This is a genomic window from Nocardia sp. (genome assembly GCF_025465275.1).
Taxonomy (GTDB): Bacteria; Actinomycetota; Actinomycetes; order Mycobacteriales; family Mycobacteriaceae; genus Nocardia.
In genome coordinates this window covers 45,817-61,079 of record NZ_JAODNK010000075.1, presented here as the reverse complement: position 1 = coordinate 61,079, position 15,263 = coordinate 45,817, and the positions used below count along the sequence as shown (strand labels likewise).

Sequence of the window (15,263 nt, the reverse complement as noted above, 5' to 3'; positions counted from 1 at the left end):
GGAGGATACGGACGTGCGCGACGGCTATCCCAGCAACGACGAATTGCGGGAGAACTTCGACCAGGTGCTGGCGGATGTGCTGGCAGGGCAGGGTCCCCGCAGCGCCACCGGGCTCGACGACGACACCCAGACCGCGCTGTGGACGATCTTCAAGGCCTACCCGGAGGTCACCCCCGAGCTGGTCGAGGCCGCGAGGCAGGCGCTCGCCGGTCAACTCGACGGCAGCAATGCCGTGCGCTGGGAGCAGGATATGGAGAAGTGGTTCGAGGAACGTGAACAGCGCAAAAGTGCCCGCGAGCAGCAGGAGCACTCGGACTAGCGTGCTCCCGATCGCGGAGGTCTCAGGAGCCGATCGCCCATGACCACGTCGCACGATTCCAGCGAAACCCGCACGGGTGAACCGGATCCCGGCGTCGCTGATCCGAATGTCGTTGTCGGCCCGGACGACGAATCCGTCCCGGATGTCGGCTTCAATATCTCCGCTGACGGCGTCGTCACCGATGTCACCGATACCGCGGAGCAGTCCCGGCAATTGGCGCATCGCATTGCGCGCGAACTGATGTCGATCGGCCCGGAGGGCTGGCACCGCGTGGACGCCGCGTTCTCGCTGACGGTGACCGGCAGCCTGGCCCGCGTGGTCTTCTACGACGACCAGCAGCGGCAGGCGCCGATTTCGCCTTCGCCGGAAGTGCTTTCGCTGGTCGTGGAGCATCGCAAGGTCGCGGCTCAGCTGGGTGACGGTCCGTGGTGGCGCTTGCTGCTGTCGATCACCGCGACCGGCGAGCTGACCGTCGACCACGACTACGGCGACGAGCCCTTCCCCGACGATCAGCTGTTCGCCCCCCAGGACTACCTCGCGGACCTCGGCGCCTACCCGCGCGCCGTCCTGCCCACCTGGCTGGGCGCCTATGTGCGCCACGACAATCGGCAGTCGCGTACTCCGAAGCAGGCAGCCGTAGCCGCGCGCGCCGATCGCGAATCCGGTGTGCTGCAGACACTGTCGGAGGACGATTTCCCGGATTTCCCCGTGCTGTGGGCGCGGTGGTCGGCCATCGCGGCGGCCTTCCTCGCGGTCGGTTCGGACTGGGGTCCGCGTGCGCTGCCGTCCTTTGGCTGGTTCGAAGGCTCCCGCCGCTCCGGCTCCACTTTGTACGCCCTGCCGGGTGGCCGCGCGGTGCTCTCGGGCGGCGTGTGGGACGCCCCGGAGCTATCGGCCGCCTACAACGGCAAAGCGCCGCTGCCGCACCTGTACGCGGGTGCGCCGGAGTGGGTGGCGAACTCGGTGTTGAACGCCCGCGCCGCAGGCGGTTTGCTGAGTTTCTGCTACTGGTGGGAGCGCGGTCGCTGGTATTGCGGCGAGTCTCCGGCAGCGGTCGATCTCGCCGCCGCGGTGCCCGGTATCTGGACGTCTACCACGGTCGCCGATGTGATCGCCGGACTGGTTGCCGACCATCCGACTCCCGAACAGCGCGCTGCCATAGCCGAATTCGTCGCCGCGGCCGAGCGGAGCGATATCACCCGTGCACAGCTCGTCGAAACATTCGGTCCCGCAGCATATCTGGATGAGGCGCACTATCAGCTGACGCTGGCGGGCACGATTCGTACCGGCCCGGACCCGCTGCCGGAGTCCGAACAACGTTTCCGCCGAAGGCAATCGACGAGTTGGACGAGTTAGGAGCGGGACATGGGTACTGAGTCCGTCAACCCCTGGCTTGGGACTGCGCAGGCGGCGCAGGATGGCACGCTGACACTCGACAAGGGTGCCGCGACGAAGGCGGCCGGTTACGCGGCAGACCTCTCGCACTCACTGGCAATGACCAAGCAGTGGGTGTTCGTGGTCAAGGAGCACAAGGGTTTCAGCGATAATGGATATCTGCCGAAGGCAGTGGAGCTCGCGGGTCGTTTCAATACCGAGGGCGGCCGTCTCGCCACGATTGTCGACCACTACATCACCCTGGTGGACGCGCTCGGCGACACCCTGGTGACGGCGGGCAAGCTGTACGACGCCACGGAGGAGAGTTCCGCAGATGCGTTCAACAGCTTCAAGAAGACCGCCGACGGCAACTATCCGGTGCTGAATCTGACCCCGGACGGGAAGGCGGCCATCCCGACCTGGAGTGAGCCGACGGCGGATGCCGCTTTCGACAAGAACAGCGGATACGGCGGTCTCAAGGGCATCGGCAAGACCGATCTCGCGCACTACACCGACGCGATCGGCGCCGAGGATCCGTCAGGTCATGGCGGCGAGTGGTTCTACGAGGTCGGTGTCGGCATCAATCCGCAGACGGTGGCCGACCGCAGCGACGACTGGAAGAATATGGCCGGTTGGATCTCCAAGGATTTCGACCGGCTCGATACGCTGATGGCGGGATTCGAGAAGGACAAGTCGTGGACCGGCGCCGGCGCCAGCGGTGCGATCGCGGCAGTCAAGCTCTTCAAGTCGCAGGCCGATGATCTCGTCAACGAGATGGGCCTGATGTCGACGAATCTGGACTACACCGCGGGCTTTCTGCGTAATACCAAGGCCGCGCTGCCCGAGGGCTGGGACGGTGACAAGCTGAACGGCACTCCGACCGAGGACGCCGTGGTCAAGGTCGCGGTCGCCGGCTTCAAAACCTGGTACATCCCCGGAATCGGACACGCCAGCACGGCAATTCCGAAACTGTCCGATCCCACCGCGCCGGCGCCCGTGCTGCAGCCGCCGCCGACTTATCATCCGCGCACGTATGCCGGGCCGGGCGGCCCGGGACCGACGGGACCGGCGCCGTCGGCGAACGGGCTCAACCCGTCATCGCTGCCGGGCGGTCAGATGCAGAGCGTTCCGAATCTCAAAGACGCTGCGCTCAAGACCGATCCGAGCAAGTCGGATCCCGGCAAAACCGATCCCAGCAAAACCGACCCGGGCAAATCAGGCCCCGGCACGACCGATCCCGGCCAGTCGAGCTCCGGCCAGAGCTCGAATCCCGCACAGACGAGTCAGGATTCGAGCTCGCAGTCATCCCAACTGCAGAGCGCCCTGCAGCAGGCCGCCCAGAGCTTGCAGTCGGCACAGACGACCACCGCACAGCAGCAACAGCAGCAGACGCAGGATCAGTTGAAGAACATGACACTGGCCGGAATGCCCAACCTGCTCAGTCAGCTGTCCAAGGATCTGCCGGGCGGCGGCGGGCCCGGCGGTGGCCCCGGTGGTCTGGGCGTGGCCCCGCTCAAAGAGCTCAACTCGCGCCTGTTCCCGCGGGCGGCGGTCGCCATCGAAACCGCGGAGTCGGCCATTCGAGCCGGCGTCGCCACGGGCACCGCGACGGCATCGCCGATGGGCGGCATGGGCGGCGGCATGGGCGGTATGGGCCACGGTGCGGGCGGCCAGGGCGGTCAGGGCAAAGAGCACAAGCGCGCCGAATTCCTCGACTCGACCGAGGCGCTCGAGACTGCCATGGGTGAGGCGCCGATCGTGGCGAAACCCGTGGTGGAGGGCTGAATTCGGTGCAACGAACCTGGACCTTCACCGATCTGGAATTCCTGGTCCTGTGGGAGGAGCTCGGCGAGGAATTCCTGCCGATCCCGCTCATGTACGCCAGCCGCACCGAGTGGTGGGACGATCACCTCACGAACCTGGCGCGTGCCAAAGAGGCACTGCGCGACCGGGATCCGGTGCTGGCCGAGGTGCTGCCCGTGCTGCGCACGCCCGACGTCCGGGTCGAAGTGCGCGGCTGGGACGGCCGCGACCGCACCACCGCGGAGGCCAGCATTCGCATGCTCGGCATCCGCTCCGGCGACTTCGGCTATCTGGTGGTGCAGCAGCCCGGCGAAACCGTGCGGCACAGTGCGGGATTCACCGTGACCGAATTCGATGCCCGCGAATTGGCGGCGCAGATCGTCACCGCGCTGCCGGATACCGCCGCGGGTCGCGGCAGTGAGATCGTGCTGGCCGAATCCGAGCACACCGAGGACTTCGACTACGGCTACGGCCTGTCCCCGGCGCACGAAAGCATGGAGGGCACGGTGATCAACCGCGCCTCCGACTTCCTGGCGGCCCCCGCACCGAGCATGGGCACCATCGATGTGGTGCAGGGCCGTTCCCGATTCGGCCCGCGCGGCATCATCCGCTTCCAGCTGGAGTGGCGGGATTTGGCCGATGACGGCCGCTATGTCGTCACCGCGGATTTCCCGCCGGTCGCCGTGCCCGCCGACCGCAAACGCATGGCCACGGCCGTGGACGCCCGGATCACCGAGGTGCTCATGGCCATCGAGGACGAATGAGTGTGAAAGGCAGGTATATCAGTGCAATCCGATAGTGCGCCGTTCCCGACCGAGTTCACCGTCGCCTCCCGCACGGGAGCGGTGGTGGTGTGCACCACCGAACAGGGCCTGCCGCTGGGTGTCAGCGTGGAGCGGGACCAGTTGCGCAATGATCCGCAGGCGCTGGCGGGCGAGATTCTGCGCCTGTGCAAGCAGTCCGCGAATCGCGCGGGTCTACAGCGTCGCGAGCAACTGCGCGCCGCGGGTCTGGCGCCGGAGCTACTGGCCCTGACCGGCCTGCCCACGGTCGCCGAGGTGACTCGCCAGGAATACGTCGAGGAGCAGGATTACGACACCGAACCGGACAGTTGGTTGCGGCCCATCTAAAATGGTCGAAAGCCGCAGTGCGGCAGTCTGATACCGATTTCTGCCTATAACCCGGGGAACACCTTTTGTTCACCGAACAGGTCCGGAGTTGGTGAACACTTTCCTATGCCTGCCGAATCTTCGCTCCGTATAGTTCATTTCGAGTTGATCTTCACGATGGGGGTCTCATGAGCAACCTTGTTGCAACACCCGACGCGATCCGCCACTACGGTGACGTCTCGGCGGCGATGGCATCGACAATTGCCGGCGCCGCCGGGGCCGATCAGGTCGCCACCGTCGCGGCCCTGGTACCGGTCTTCGGCCTGATCGGCCAGGACTTCCTGCTGAGTTTCGCGGGCGCGCAGGGCAACCACTTCGCCTCGACCGCTGAGCTAGCGGCGGTGCACGCCGGCACCGCCGTCACCGCGCACGAGGCCGCCGCGACCTACGACGGCGTCGAGGCGCAGTCCAGCGTCGACTTCATCGCACTGTCGAAGGAGCTATGAGCACGCCGCAGGTGCCGGGCTCACCCGATACCACCGTGGCGGATGTGCTGCGCGGCACCGCACTCGGTCCGATGCTGGACCGGCCGATCAATGACATCCTGCGCGATATGGGTGTATCGGCGCTGCCCCAGCTGCCGCCCGCACCGCCGCTCCCGGGTCTCCCGCCGCTGCCGGTGATCGACCTGTCCGCGCTCACCCGCCCGCTCACCGATCTGGCGCAGTCCTTCGGCACCGGCCAGATCAGCGGCGCCAGCGTGGATCCCATGCAGGTGCTCTCGGGTGTTTCGAGCGCCCTGCAGCAGGTCGTCTCGCTGGCCTCCTCACTCATGTCCGTGGCCTCCAGCCTCTGGCAGGGTCAGGGCGCCACCGGCGCGGCCGACAAAGGCGCTGCGGCACAGTCGGATGCGCTGGAGCTGCAGACCCAGAATGTGCAGCAGAAGACCGTACTGGGCGGCGCGGCAACAACGGTGGGCATCGGCGCGGCCTCGATGGCGGCCGTCATCACCAAGTTCGTCACGGCCGTCACCGTTTCGGCGCCCTTCCTGGTGACTCCGCCCGGCCAGGCCTTCCTGCTGTCGATGGCGAGCGAAACCGCCGCCGAGGCAACGGCTGTGGTCGCACACACTCGCGCTCAATTGACCGTGCACAACGCCAATATGACCGTGGCAGGCCAGAAGGTGGCGGTCACCAACGCGCCCAAGGGCGTCGACTCGCTCTCCCAGGTCACCCAACTGCTCAGCGGCCTCCAGACGCTGGCGAGCTCGGCCAGCTCCGGTGCGCAACAGCTGCAATCGATCGCGCAGACGCTCACCGCCCAGCCCGTGGACGAGACAACCGCACCCGTCGATCAGCCGATCACCACGACCGCCGGCAGCACGCCGGGCAGCGCCGTCCCGATCAGCGGCGGGCTGGGCGCAGCGGGTCCCGCCCAGTTGGGTCAGTGGACCGGCACCCGCTCCACCGCCGCCCCCGGCGGATCCCCGGCCCCGGCCGCCGAACCGGCGGCCGCCCCGCGCGCCGCCACCACCGGCCCGGGCATGGCCCCTCCGATGGGCGGTGCGGGCGCGGGTCTGGCATCGCGCGCCGGGGAAGCCGACGACGACAGCGATATCCGCACCAACCTGGTGACCGGTGAACACGGCGACGATGTTGTCGGTGAGCTCGGCAATACCGGTGTTCCGGTAGTCGGCGCGTCCGGATCCGCCACCCCGCGAGTCCCCACCACCAACCTCTGACAACCCGGTCTGCAGGCGGATTCGATTCGCCTGCAGCCGGATTCAGTAGCGGATGATTTCGCCCCGGTTGATGAGTTGTTCGCGGTGGTCGCCCTCGATATCGAGGTAGGGGCAGTCGGCAGCGCCCTCGTGCAGCGCGGTATCGGTGTCACCGGGCGCGATCCAGAGCAGCTGTCCGGCATCGAGCCAGGGCCGCAGGTCGAAATCGTGATCGCTGGGATGCGGGACGTGCTCGCTCGAATCCCGTTCCAGCCCGCGCGGATCGTGGATCTCATTGGTCCGGCTGCCCCAGACATTCTCCAGTGCAATGTCCTTGGGGCGCTTATTGCCGAAATAGGTGATCGCCCAACCGGTATGGCGGCCGATCGGCAGCTCCGACAGCACCGCGCGCACCTCGGGGTCTTCCAGCAGGTGCGGGACGACGTAGGGCGCGGCCGGCCCGGGCATGGCGTGGAAAGGCGCAGCCGTCACCGGCTCGGCCAGGCGCACGGCGCCCTCCATGGTCAGCCAGCTGAACGGCAATCCGGCAACATGCCGGCGGATAGGCTGGTCCCAATCCCAGTACCAGCCATCAAGATCGACATTGTCCAGCGGCCAGCGCACCACCGCATCGGTGAACGGACAGCGGGCGACAATGACATCGGGCAAGAGCTTGCGGTATGCGTCCTGGAGGTCGAACACTCGATAGATGGCGTCCTTACCCTCCGGCGTATATCCGACCTCCCGATACAGCGCGTGCAGCCGATTGCCCTCATCGAGCAGGGCCAGTCTGTCCCGCATGCTCAGCCCCCGGTGATGATGTGGACCGCCAATTCCTTGGCAGCCTCGTCGACCACACCGAGCTCGCAATTGCGCCCCACAATGTGCCGCACCAGCTCACCTTCCGGCGGCAGCCCGTGTTTCCGCAGGTAGTGCGGCACCGCGCCCGACCAGATCCACACCCCGTCGGTGCGAAAATTCAGCGGCACATCCCGCTCCTGCGGCGCGAACTCATCCACCTCGAAACTGCGCGCCGCCAGCACGACCGGCGCCGCCTCCAGATAAGCCAGCACATCGTCCTGGAACCACGGCACAATAGCCGCCCGATTTCCCGCCCGCGGCCGCCCGTCCGCTCCCAGCCCCTCGTACACTCGCGCCAGTCGCAGCGCTTCCCCGGATCGCTCAACCATGGATCGCAGCCTATTCGATGCCCGTATCCGCTACTCGGGTTCGATATCGGCGGTCAGAGATCGACTGTGTCGCAACGGCGCCAGACAACTCGAGGTGAATGGCGCATGAAAGCTACTGGCGCACGCCATCTCTCCGTCGCCCGGCCATCGCCGAGGGTTCATACGATCGCCGTCCAGAGGGGCTGGCAACTCCTCCCATACCGTGGTGGTCCATAGTCCGACCAGGCATTCGGCAGATGATAGTGTCCCGCCAGAAGGGAGTTGGCATGGGTGAAATACCAGGTGCGCGGGCGGAACTGGACCGCCTGGGCCGAGTGCTGCGTGCCCAGCTGGTCGAGCTCATCGAACAGCTCACCCCGGGCGCGGACCTCATGCTGCTCTTCCTCAGCGAACCGACCGTCTCCGATTGGGCCGAACCGGTGAAATACCGGTATTCGACCACCTTCCGGGGACAGCGACCCGAATCTGTCAACGCCGCCGACACCGTGCGCCGAGGCGCCCGCATGCTGGCCGATGCGGGCTGGGAGGTGTCCGAATCGCGGGAGGTGAACCGCACCCTCGTGGCCGGCTACCGAGACGGCAGCACCATCGAAATCCGCGTCCCCGACCACACACCCACCGTGCTGTACAGCGCGAACTCACCGGCCCGAGCCCTGTCCACACCACAGGAAGCCGACCAGCCGGACCCGAGCCGCACGTCGGACTCGGTCAGCGCGGGCTATGTGCTCTGCTACGAGTGCGACGGCCTGGGCGTGTGCCCCGAATGTGGTGGCCGCGGCTGGCTGCCCGATGCGGTGACCGGGCAGCGCACCTGCCCCGAATGCGCGGGGGATCGGGTATGCCCGATCTGCCGCGGGGGCGGGCAATTGGCTGTCTCGCAATTGCAGCCGTTCCAGCGCGGCTTCTATCCCGAGCTGGGTTCCGAGTAGGCCAGTTCACCAGCCCCGGCTGGTGGGCCCACCGCGGTCCTGCGACGACGGCCAATCCTCGTACTCCATGGCATCGCTGAATTTCGGCGCCGGTTCGGTGCGCGGTGATCTACGGTGCCGTGGCAGTGTTTTCGCTACTTCGTTGAGGAGCGATCCGCACGGTCAGCCGCGTTCGTCATCGATCCTCTGAATGACCGCTGCGATGTAATCGTCGAGCACCGAGGCGAATCGTGGTTCGTCCACGGCGAGAGCCTGTTCCGGGTTCGAGGTGATGGCGTACCGGCCGTCGTCGGCGAGGTCTCGGAAGCGAACTTCGAAGCGAGCGATGCCGCGAGGGCCGAAGACCGAGCTGCCCTGGACGATGTGGACAACGCCCGCCGTCGTGATCGGAGTTTCGAGGAATTCGGCGCTTCGCGATATCGGGGAGTCCGATCGTGCGGCGATGCCAGAATGGCCGAAGTCATAGTCCAGGTTCTCATCCCGAGAGGCGAGGGCTAAATCTCCCCGGCGGCCGCGCGGAGCGGACGGCATGGCCGCGGCGACGGCATCGGACAGCTGGAGCGGGTCGCACTCGACAACGGTATACCCGCCGCGACGCCAATATGTCGCACCCGGAAGCTGGCTTATCACATAACCTTTCGGACCTTTCCTGACCGCGCGCACACGAATCTGGGAGTCCGCGCCCCAGGGGTCCTGCTGGCTCCACCCGTAGGCGGTCAGGTACAGGTCGGGGTGGGAGAGTGTGTCGAAGACGCGGTGGAAGTCGCTGTCCAGCTTGTGGTTCAGGCGCCTACGCGCCTCCCGCAGTTCGCTGTGGAAGTCTTCCGGGGTCCTGGTCGCCGACGTGAAGGCAAACGGTTCGGGCGGTTCCTCTCCCGTCTGATCCATCCACAGGACGTAGAACTCGGCTTCAGCGAACTGCCAGGACGCTGTCATTGCTCGGCAACCGGTGTGATGGCGTCGGACAGCTCTCCGAGCACCTCCCCGAGATGCTGACCGGCCGTGAGGAATTCGGCACGCTCCTCCGTCGGGCCGGAGGACCCGGTAGTGGTCGCCGCCAACCCGGCGCTCGGAGTGCTGACGATCGTCGACTCGTCCGTCGTCACCGGACCGGCGGCGCGGGGGAAGAGTTGAGAATTCGGCGGCGTACCGACCAGGTTGCTGACGGGGCCTCCGCCGCCGGGTGACCCTCCGGACGGGCTGCCACCACCCGGGATCAGGCCCAGTTGCTGCAGTTGCTGGTTGAGCAAACTCTGAGCTGTGTCGGTGCCGGTTTTCAGACCGTCTTGAACGGCCGTTGTGGCCTTCTCCACAGCCGATTGGGCGGCTTGGATGCCCGCTTGTATCACCGCGCCGGCCTGTGTGATCAGAGATTGGGGGGTCTGATCGGTGGTTGTGGTGTCCGTTGTCGTGTCGGGAGTGGTCGGGTTCGGGTTCGAGGCATCGTTCGAATTGTCGCCGCCCTGCGAGCGATTCCCCTGTTGCGCCGGAGCGGTATCGACCTTCGCCGTCGGCGCCGCGATCGTAGATCTCGGGTCGGGCAGGATGGGAATGTTGGCGCTGGAATCCTTGACGCCCGCGACGTAATAGGTTTCCCACGCCTGCCGCATGGCCTTCATCGCTTGTTCGACTTCTGCCTTGTGCGATGTATCCGGGTAGGTGTCGGCAATGCTCTTGTGCGGCAGGTGGTTCTGCAGGTTGGTGAGCCAGCTCTGAGCGGAGGTGAGATTGGTGCTCATGTACTCCATCGAACCGGTCAGCGCGCCCAGATTCTCGAGATACTTCTGGACCGCGGTTTTAGCAATCTTCGCAGCCGGTGACGCCCAAACCTGTTCGTCGGTCGCGGCCGATCCCTGATAGTCCTGGAGGTACTTCTCGGTGGCACTCCGGAAGGTGTTCGACTGAGACCCCAAATAGGTCTGAGCCGTGAGCCAGTCCTGCGCGAGATTCGTGAGCTGATCGCCGATCCGCTGCCCATCGACGTAGTCCCAATGATTATGAAAGTCGTCCCACTCGTATTGCGCGCTGTACTCCGGCTCGACCCCCGCCGAGTCGAGCGCAACCTTGTCCCTCGCGCCGGCTAGTACGGTCGACTGGTTCGTGCCGGGTTGCGTACCCGCCGGTGCTGCCAGTCCGGGTTGTCCGCCGGGTTGCACGGCTAATCCGGGTTGTCCGGCGGGTTGCACTGCAAGTCCCGGTTGCCCGGTCGCGGATACCGCCAGACTCGGCTGCTCGCCTGCCTGTACCGCCAGACCAGGTTGGCCACTGACGGAACGGTACTTCTGAAAGGCAAGGGTCGCTTGCTGATCGGTGAACGTTCCGTTCTTGAACACGTCGGCCGACGCCTGATCGACGCCGGTAAATATCTGACCGGCCGCCCCGAACGACTCGCCCATGGCGGTGAGAACCTGCCTGTGATCCTTCAACACCGTGTCGATCAGATTCCTTGCGACAGCATTGAACTTGTCAGCCAGCTTGGCGCCCGAACTCCGCTGATTCAGCGGCTGTACCTCTTTTGCCCGCTGAAATACGCCGATAGCCGAGTCCACCGCGGAAAGCATGCCTGCGCACTGCTGGGCCATCGTGCTCGCTGCGGCAGCATCGAAGAAGATACCCGCGTGTGCGTCGTTTCGCAGGCCGGTCAGGGCGTTGTCCTCGGCCATCCGTATCCCCTCCCTGCGATCTGCTCGCAGCCCGATCACTGATCGCGCAAGGCCCGCAGTGACACCACACCGGGCCGCGGACTACTGACCCGCTCGGTGCGATTGAGCGGATAGCGCACTGCGGGAGCGACTCTCAAGCCTGCCGCTGACCATATCGGCACCGGCCGCCGTCCGCACGGAGTGTGGGTCGACTGGGTTCTTCTCCTGGAACGGTGACCCGCCCGACCATGAGGACGTGTCCTGGAACGGGTCAGGATCGCCAATAGATCAGCGATTTACGCCGCTGAATCAGCGGTGCAGCCCAATTGATCCAGTCTCCAACAGTGACCGTCGATCAAGAAGCAATCACACCGTGTGCAGGCCATGCCTTTTCGCGCGTAGCTCGGCGCATGATGTGACCGACGGTGGCGTGCGAGTGATCTTCTCGGCCTTTTGTATGATCAGGGGTGCGGCTGAGGTGTTCGCGGGTCTCCCCGAACCAGTACTCCACCTCGGCGGGGTCATCGCGAATCTGGCGGAAGTAGATCAGTAGCGCCACGGTTGGTCATCACTCCATGTAGACGCCCTCAATTATGAGCGCTTCGATCGCGCCGCTCGCTCGGCGAGCATCCGGTCCGTCTCGGCACGCCAACGCGCGGAGTTGCTGCCGTCCAGTTGCCCGGCGAAGGCGCGACGTGCGACCTCCACAAGCTCGTCGGTGACATTCGGGTGCGCTCGGGCAATCTCCGTCAACGTGGCCCTAGTGGGGCTGTCGAGCCCGGTCTCGGTCCGGAGACCACGTCCTTCCAGAACCCGCGTCAACATATCCTCGAAGTTCAGCTTCAGCTGTTCCTCACTGGGACGTCCATGCCGCACACCGTCCCTCCCTTCCGATCGATGGTCTCCGCGTCGTCCTGTCGACCCGGCTGCCTACGGACCGACCACGTCTCGTTTTCTATCAGCCGACTTCCAACAATGCTTCCTGCAGCGGTTTTCGTCGCACGAGCGCTGTGCGGTTATCGCTTCTCACGACTTCGCCCGCCGTGCGATGGGCGGCCATATGTAATGCTGAGATCAGTTCAACGGAGGGTGATTCGGGCGTGCAGCGTGGTCGACGCAGCAAGGAGCAATTGCAGGACAGTTTTGACTACCTACTGTCGCGGATCCTGTCGGGCGGTGGTCTCCTCAGCTGTTCCGGGTTGGACGAAGAGACGAAGAATGCCCTGTGGGCGATCGCCGGCGCCGGGCCGGATGTCACCGACGATCTCGTAGAGGCAGCTCGCCGTGCCTTCGCCGGGCAATTGGATGGCAGCAATACCGCACGCTGGCGGGCAGAAAGAGATCGCGCGCTCACCGAGCGTGAAGAGCGTTCAGGTTGATCGCGACAGTCTCGTCGTCGGGTGTTGTTTGCGGGCTAATCCCTCAAGCAGGCAGTGATTTTCACCGGGCAGGTACAGACTCTCGCCTACGGCGACGCACTACTTGAAGATAGTCCGCTGGTGGTACAGGTAGATCGAACTCGGTCGACGCTTCCTAGTCGTTCGTAGATCGGTTCTCGGGCACGGTGTGTAATGCTGAAGGTCCGTTCGACAGAGGAGATGACCGAACGTGCGGCGTGGCTACCCCACCAGAGAACAGTTGCAGAGCAGTTTCGAGCGCGTATTGTCACAGGTTTTGGCGGGGCGTGGGATCCCCACTGGGACCGGGCTCGACGACGAAACCGAAGGTGCCCTGGAGACGATCGCCCGCGCTCATCCGAACGCCACAGAGGAACTTGTGGAGGCCGCCCGCCGGGCCTTCGCCGGACAGCTGGACGGCAGCAATACCGCGCGCTGGAAGGCGGAGCTCGAGCGCGATCTCGCCGAGCGTGAAGCGCGATCGAAGCGTTCGCAGTAGGTACGCACTGCGCGAGGACTAATTGTCATCCCTCTCCGCTGGGTGGGGAGGGCATCGGCATCGCGCCTCCGGGTGCCATCGACTGCCTACTTCGACCTCCCGGCCAACGCCGTACGCAGATGGTCAACGCTGGCGCGACCAGACCAGGGGGTTTCTATCGCCCGTTAGCGGACCACAGCTGTAATTCTGTTGCTGCAGACCGCTTTCGACCGCTCTGACTTCAGGCGTCCTCCAGCCGTTTGAGCACATACGAGGGCAGGTATCGGCGGAAGAACTCACTGACATCCTCCGGGATCGGACGCAAGGCCGACAGGGAGTAGTTCAGGATGAATCCGGCTCTCCCCTGGCCGCCATCCCAGAACTCATAATCGGGTTCGAACGCATCCAGCATCGGCTGATACAAATCGTGCACGGCCAAGAAGTCGAGCAGGTGTATCAAACTCCACGCCGAGATCTCCGCGCCCGGATCCCCGGGCAGGACGACCGCTCGCTGCCCCTCGTTGCCGCGCACTCGTTCCCCCCGTCCGAGTGCCTCCGCGGTCTTCAGTGCGAGGAAATGGAATGGCCCCGCGTACTCGACGAGCACCCACTGATTGAATCTCGGATCCTCATATATCTCCCCGGTAGGCAGCTCGGCGACGAGGTTCGTGAAACCGAGTCCGGTACGCGGAATCCCGTGGTTCTGCCCGTCCTCGCCGAGAACTGTGACCTGGTCATTGACACAGGTGATCCAGTCGACGACCGCTGCCCGGAACTCTACCCGGCGATCAAACCTGCGTACACATTCCAGGTGGAACGACCCTTCGAAGAAATTGGCTTCATCGTCCCAGGGAGCCAGGATCACGTGGTACGGCTGAACCGACTCCGCCCACCCTTCGACTTCCAAAACGAATCGACCACAGAAGTGGCAGGTGTTGCGTTCGTGGAACACTCGTCGCCTCTCAATGCATCCTCTCCGGCCGGTGGCCGAAGTTGCTCTCGCCAGATGTAGGGGACTCTATATTTCGAGTCGACTGCCCCATCAAGTCGTCGAAGGGTTGTGGCTCAGCACCTGGTCGAGGCGGTTCAGCAACCACGATCGGAATGCCGCGTAGTCCACGGAACGTGTCAGGGAGACTTGGTGCTTGCCAGCGGTCATCCTTCCGATTTCGTCGAGGCCCACGTTGACGCGACCGAACCGCAGGAACGAGAGCCCCAAGGCTTGCGCGAGAGCCATCGCGTCGTGCTGCATGGTGCCTGGATGAAAGCTCGCGAACCACTGATCCATATGGGCACGGATCAGCAGACCCGCACCGTCGGACTTTGCGAGCAATTCGTATTCGGCTGAGCTCGAGTCGATTTCGTTGTCAGGATGAAAGGTTACGTCCGACGGCACAATCCACATTCGCGGCCCGGCGCGCAACACCTCTCGCGCTGCGGCCACGTCGAGTCGAATATTGTGCTCGGCGCGGTCGTTGTGTCGGTAGTTAAGACCGCCGCCCATCTGCGTGACGATCAGTCGTGCTGTGGCGTCTGGAATCTCGGTGACGACTCTTGCAAGGTTCGACATGGGGCCGATGCCAAGCCAGCGTACTTTGCTGTCGGTTCGGGCCAACACCTGCTGGACTGCGGCGAGGAGGTCGTCGCTCTGCTCTGGTACCTCATTTGGAACGAGTCCGTCTGCTGCCCAGTACTTCTCATTTCCCAGATCTTTGCCGGCGACAACTGGCACATCGGGTCGGCCCAGCAGGTCGAGCAGATGTCGCGCGAGTCTGGCGCGGCGACCTCGGTGCTCGTCGCTGGTGATGACGAGGGCCAGCTCTGGCCGTCCGGCGGCAACTGCGATCGCCACAGCATCGTCCGGGTCGCCACCGATGTCGGTGTCGACGATCAGTGGCATGGTCGAGAGCGGTGGAAGCATATCCGGCAGGGCGGCCAGTGCGTCCGCCCTGTCGTGGAGACCGACGCTTCTGGCTTGATCAACCAGAGTATCGCGCAGCTTGTTGGTCGAAAAGTCCGAGGGGTTCTCGCCATTCGTCATGCTCGGGGGTCCTCCAGTTGCTCGGTCAGGTAGCTCGGCAGATGCAATCGGCCGTCCCCCGCGCGAACGGTTATCAGGCCCTCTGCGCTGGTGATCCAGGCGACCATTGCTTCCTCGGCTCTCCTCTGGCAAGCGGGTTCTCCGAACTCCGAACAGTGGCAAAGCTGATCCTAGACCGGCCGTACGGTCGGCATCGCCGTCGTTCTGCCGAGCCATCGATCGACGGGCAGAGTTGCTGCCGTTCGCGATCGGATCGTCGGA

General features: G+C 65.0%; 16 protein-coding genes. 10 read left to right on the top strand and 6 right to left on the bottom strand.

The genetic code is table 11. The annotated features are described in order from the left end of the window. The first annotated feature begins 13 nt into the window (after positions 1-13). From JWN03_RS18505 to JWN03_RS18475, 7 genes are all read left to right on the top strand, one after another. Positions 14-319 carry a hypothetical protein gene (locus JWN03_RS18505; RefSeq protein WP_297616200.1) on the top strand — a complete coding sequence of 102 codons (306 nt, stop codon included), beginning with the start codon at positions 14-16 and terminating at the stop codon, positions 317-319. A 39-nt stretch (positions 320-358) separates the two neighbouring features. Beyond that, the gene (locus JWN03_RS18500) at positions 359-1,675 is read left to right on the top strand and encodes a hypothetical protein (protein WP_297616197.1); all 1,317 of its coding nucleotides are present in this window, start codon (positions 359-361) and stop codon (positions 1,673-1,675) included. Between the two features lie 9 nt (positions 1,676-1,684). After that, positions 1,685-3,478 (top strand): hypothetical protein, encoded by a 1,794-nt coding sequence (locus JWN03_RS18495; RefSeq protein ID WP_297616195.1) that lies wholly within the window; start codon positions 1,685-1,687, stop codon positions 3,476-3,478. A gap of 5 nt (positions 3,479-3,483) precedes the next feature. Then, the gene (locus JWN03_RS18490) at positions 3,484-4,260 is read left to right on the top strand and encodes an ESX secretion-associated protein EspG (protein ID WP_297616193.1); all 777 of its coding nucleotides are present in this window, start codon (positions 3,484-3,486) and stop codon (positions 4,258-4,260) included. Between the two features lie 21 nt (positions 4,261-4,281). Next, on the top strand, positions 4,282-4,626 hold the full coding sequence (locus JWN03_RS18485) for a hypothetical protein (protein ID WP_297616191.1): 345 nt from the start codon (positions 4,282-4,284) through the stop codon (positions 4,624-4,626). A 167-nt stretch (positions 4,627-4,793) separates the two neighbouring features. After that, a complete protein-coding gene (locus tag JWN03_RS18480; RefSeq protein ID WP_297616188.1) occupies positions 4,794-5,111 on the top strand; it encodes a type VII secretion target in 318 nt (105 codons plus the stop codon). Further along, positions 5,108-6,346 carry a hypothetical protein gene (locus tag JWN03_RS18475; protein WP_297616187.1) on the top strand — a complete coding sequence of 413 codons (1,239 nt, stop codon included), beginning with the start codon at positions 5,108-5,110 and terminating at the stop codon, positions 6,344-6,346. Before JWN03_RS18480 ends, JWN03_RS18475 begins: the two co-directional genes overlap by 4 nt. 42 nt (positions 6,347-6,388) lie before the next feature. Here the strand turns inward: JWN03_RS18475 and JWN03_RS18470 are convergent, their stop codons facing one another. Further along, positions 6,389-7,126 (bottom strand): hypothetical protein, encoded by a 738-nt coding sequence (locus JWN03_RS18470; RefSeq protein WP_297616185.1) that lies wholly within the window; start codon positions 7,124-7,126, stop codon positions 6,389-6,391. A gap of 2 nt (positions 7,127-7,128) precedes the next feature. Beyond that, on the bottom strand, positions 7,129-7,515 hold the full coding sequence (locus JWN03_RS18465) for a hypothetical protein (RefSeq protein ID WP_297616183.1): 387 nt from the start codon (positions 7,513-7,515) through the stop codon (positions 7,129-7,131). Positions 7,516-7,781: 266 nt separating this feature from the next. Here JWN03_RS18465 and JWN03_RS18460 point away from each other — a divergent pair, with 266 nt between their 5' ends. Continuing rightward, the gene (locus tag JWN03_RS18460) at positions 7,782-8,444 is read left to right on the top strand and encodes a hypothetical protein (protein WP_297616181.1); all 663 of its coding nucleotides are present in this window, start codon (positions 7,782-7,784) and stop codon (positions 8,442-8,444) included. A 162-nt stretch (positions 8,445-8,606) separates the two neighbouring features. On the opposite strand, the gene JWN03_RS18455 is transcribed toward JWN03_RS18460, so the two are convergent. Both JWN03_RS18455 and JWN03_RS18450 read right to left on the bottom strand, forming a co-directional pair. Next, complete coding sequence (locus JWN03_RS18455) at positions 8,607-9,380, bottom strand: ESX secretion-associated protein EspG (RefSeq protein WP_297616180.1); 774 nt, start codon at positions 9,378-9,380, stop codon at positions 8,607-8,609. Then, a complete protein-coding gene (locus JWN03_RS18450) occupies positions 9,377-11,107 on the bottom strand; it encodes a hypothetical protein (protein WP_297616177.1) in 1,731 nt (576 codons plus the stop codon). The genes JWN03_RS18455 and JWN03_RS18450 overlap by 4 nt, the downstream gene beginning before the upstream one ends. Before the next feature lie 1,079 nt (positions 11,108-12,186). On the opposite strand from JWN03_RS18450, the gene JWN03_RS18445 reads away from it, so the two are divergent. Both JWN03_RS18445 and JWN03_RS18440 read left to right on the top strand, forming a co-directional pair. Next, positions 12,187-12,465 carry a hypothetical protein gene (locus JWN03_RS18445; RefSeq protein ID WP_297616174.1) on the top strand — a complete coding sequence of 93 codons (279 nt, stop codon included), beginning with the start codon at positions 12,187-12,189 and terminating at the stop codon, positions 12,463-12,465. Between the two features lie 229 nt (positions 12,466-12,694). Then, complete coding sequence (locus tag JWN03_RS18440; RefSeq protein ID WP_297616172.1) at positions 12,695-12,982, top strand: hypothetical protein; 288 nt, start codon at positions 12,695-12,697, stop codon at positions 12,980-12,982. A 220-nt stretch (positions 12,983-13,202) separates the two neighbouring features. On the opposite strand, the gene JWN03_RS18435 is transcribed toward JWN03_RS18440, so the two are convergent. Together JWN03_RS18435 and JWN03_RS18430 are read right to left on the bottom strand one after the other, a co-directional pair. After that, positions 13,203-13,826 (bottom strand): hypothetical protein, encoded by a 624-nt coding sequence (locus JWN03_RS18435; RefSeq protein WP_297616170.1) that lies wholly within the window; start codon positions 13,824-13,826, stop codon positions 13,203-13,205. A 177-nt stretch (positions 13,827-14,003) separates the two neighbouring features. Beyond that, positions 14,004-15,002 carry a nucleoside hydrolase gene (locus tag JWN03_RS18430; RefSeq protein ID WP_297616167.1) on the bottom strand — a complete coding sequence of 333 codons (999 nt, stop codon included), beginning with the start codon at positions 15,000-15,002 and terminating at the stop codon, positions 14,004-14,006. Positions 15,003-15,263 lie beyond the last annotated feature (261 nt).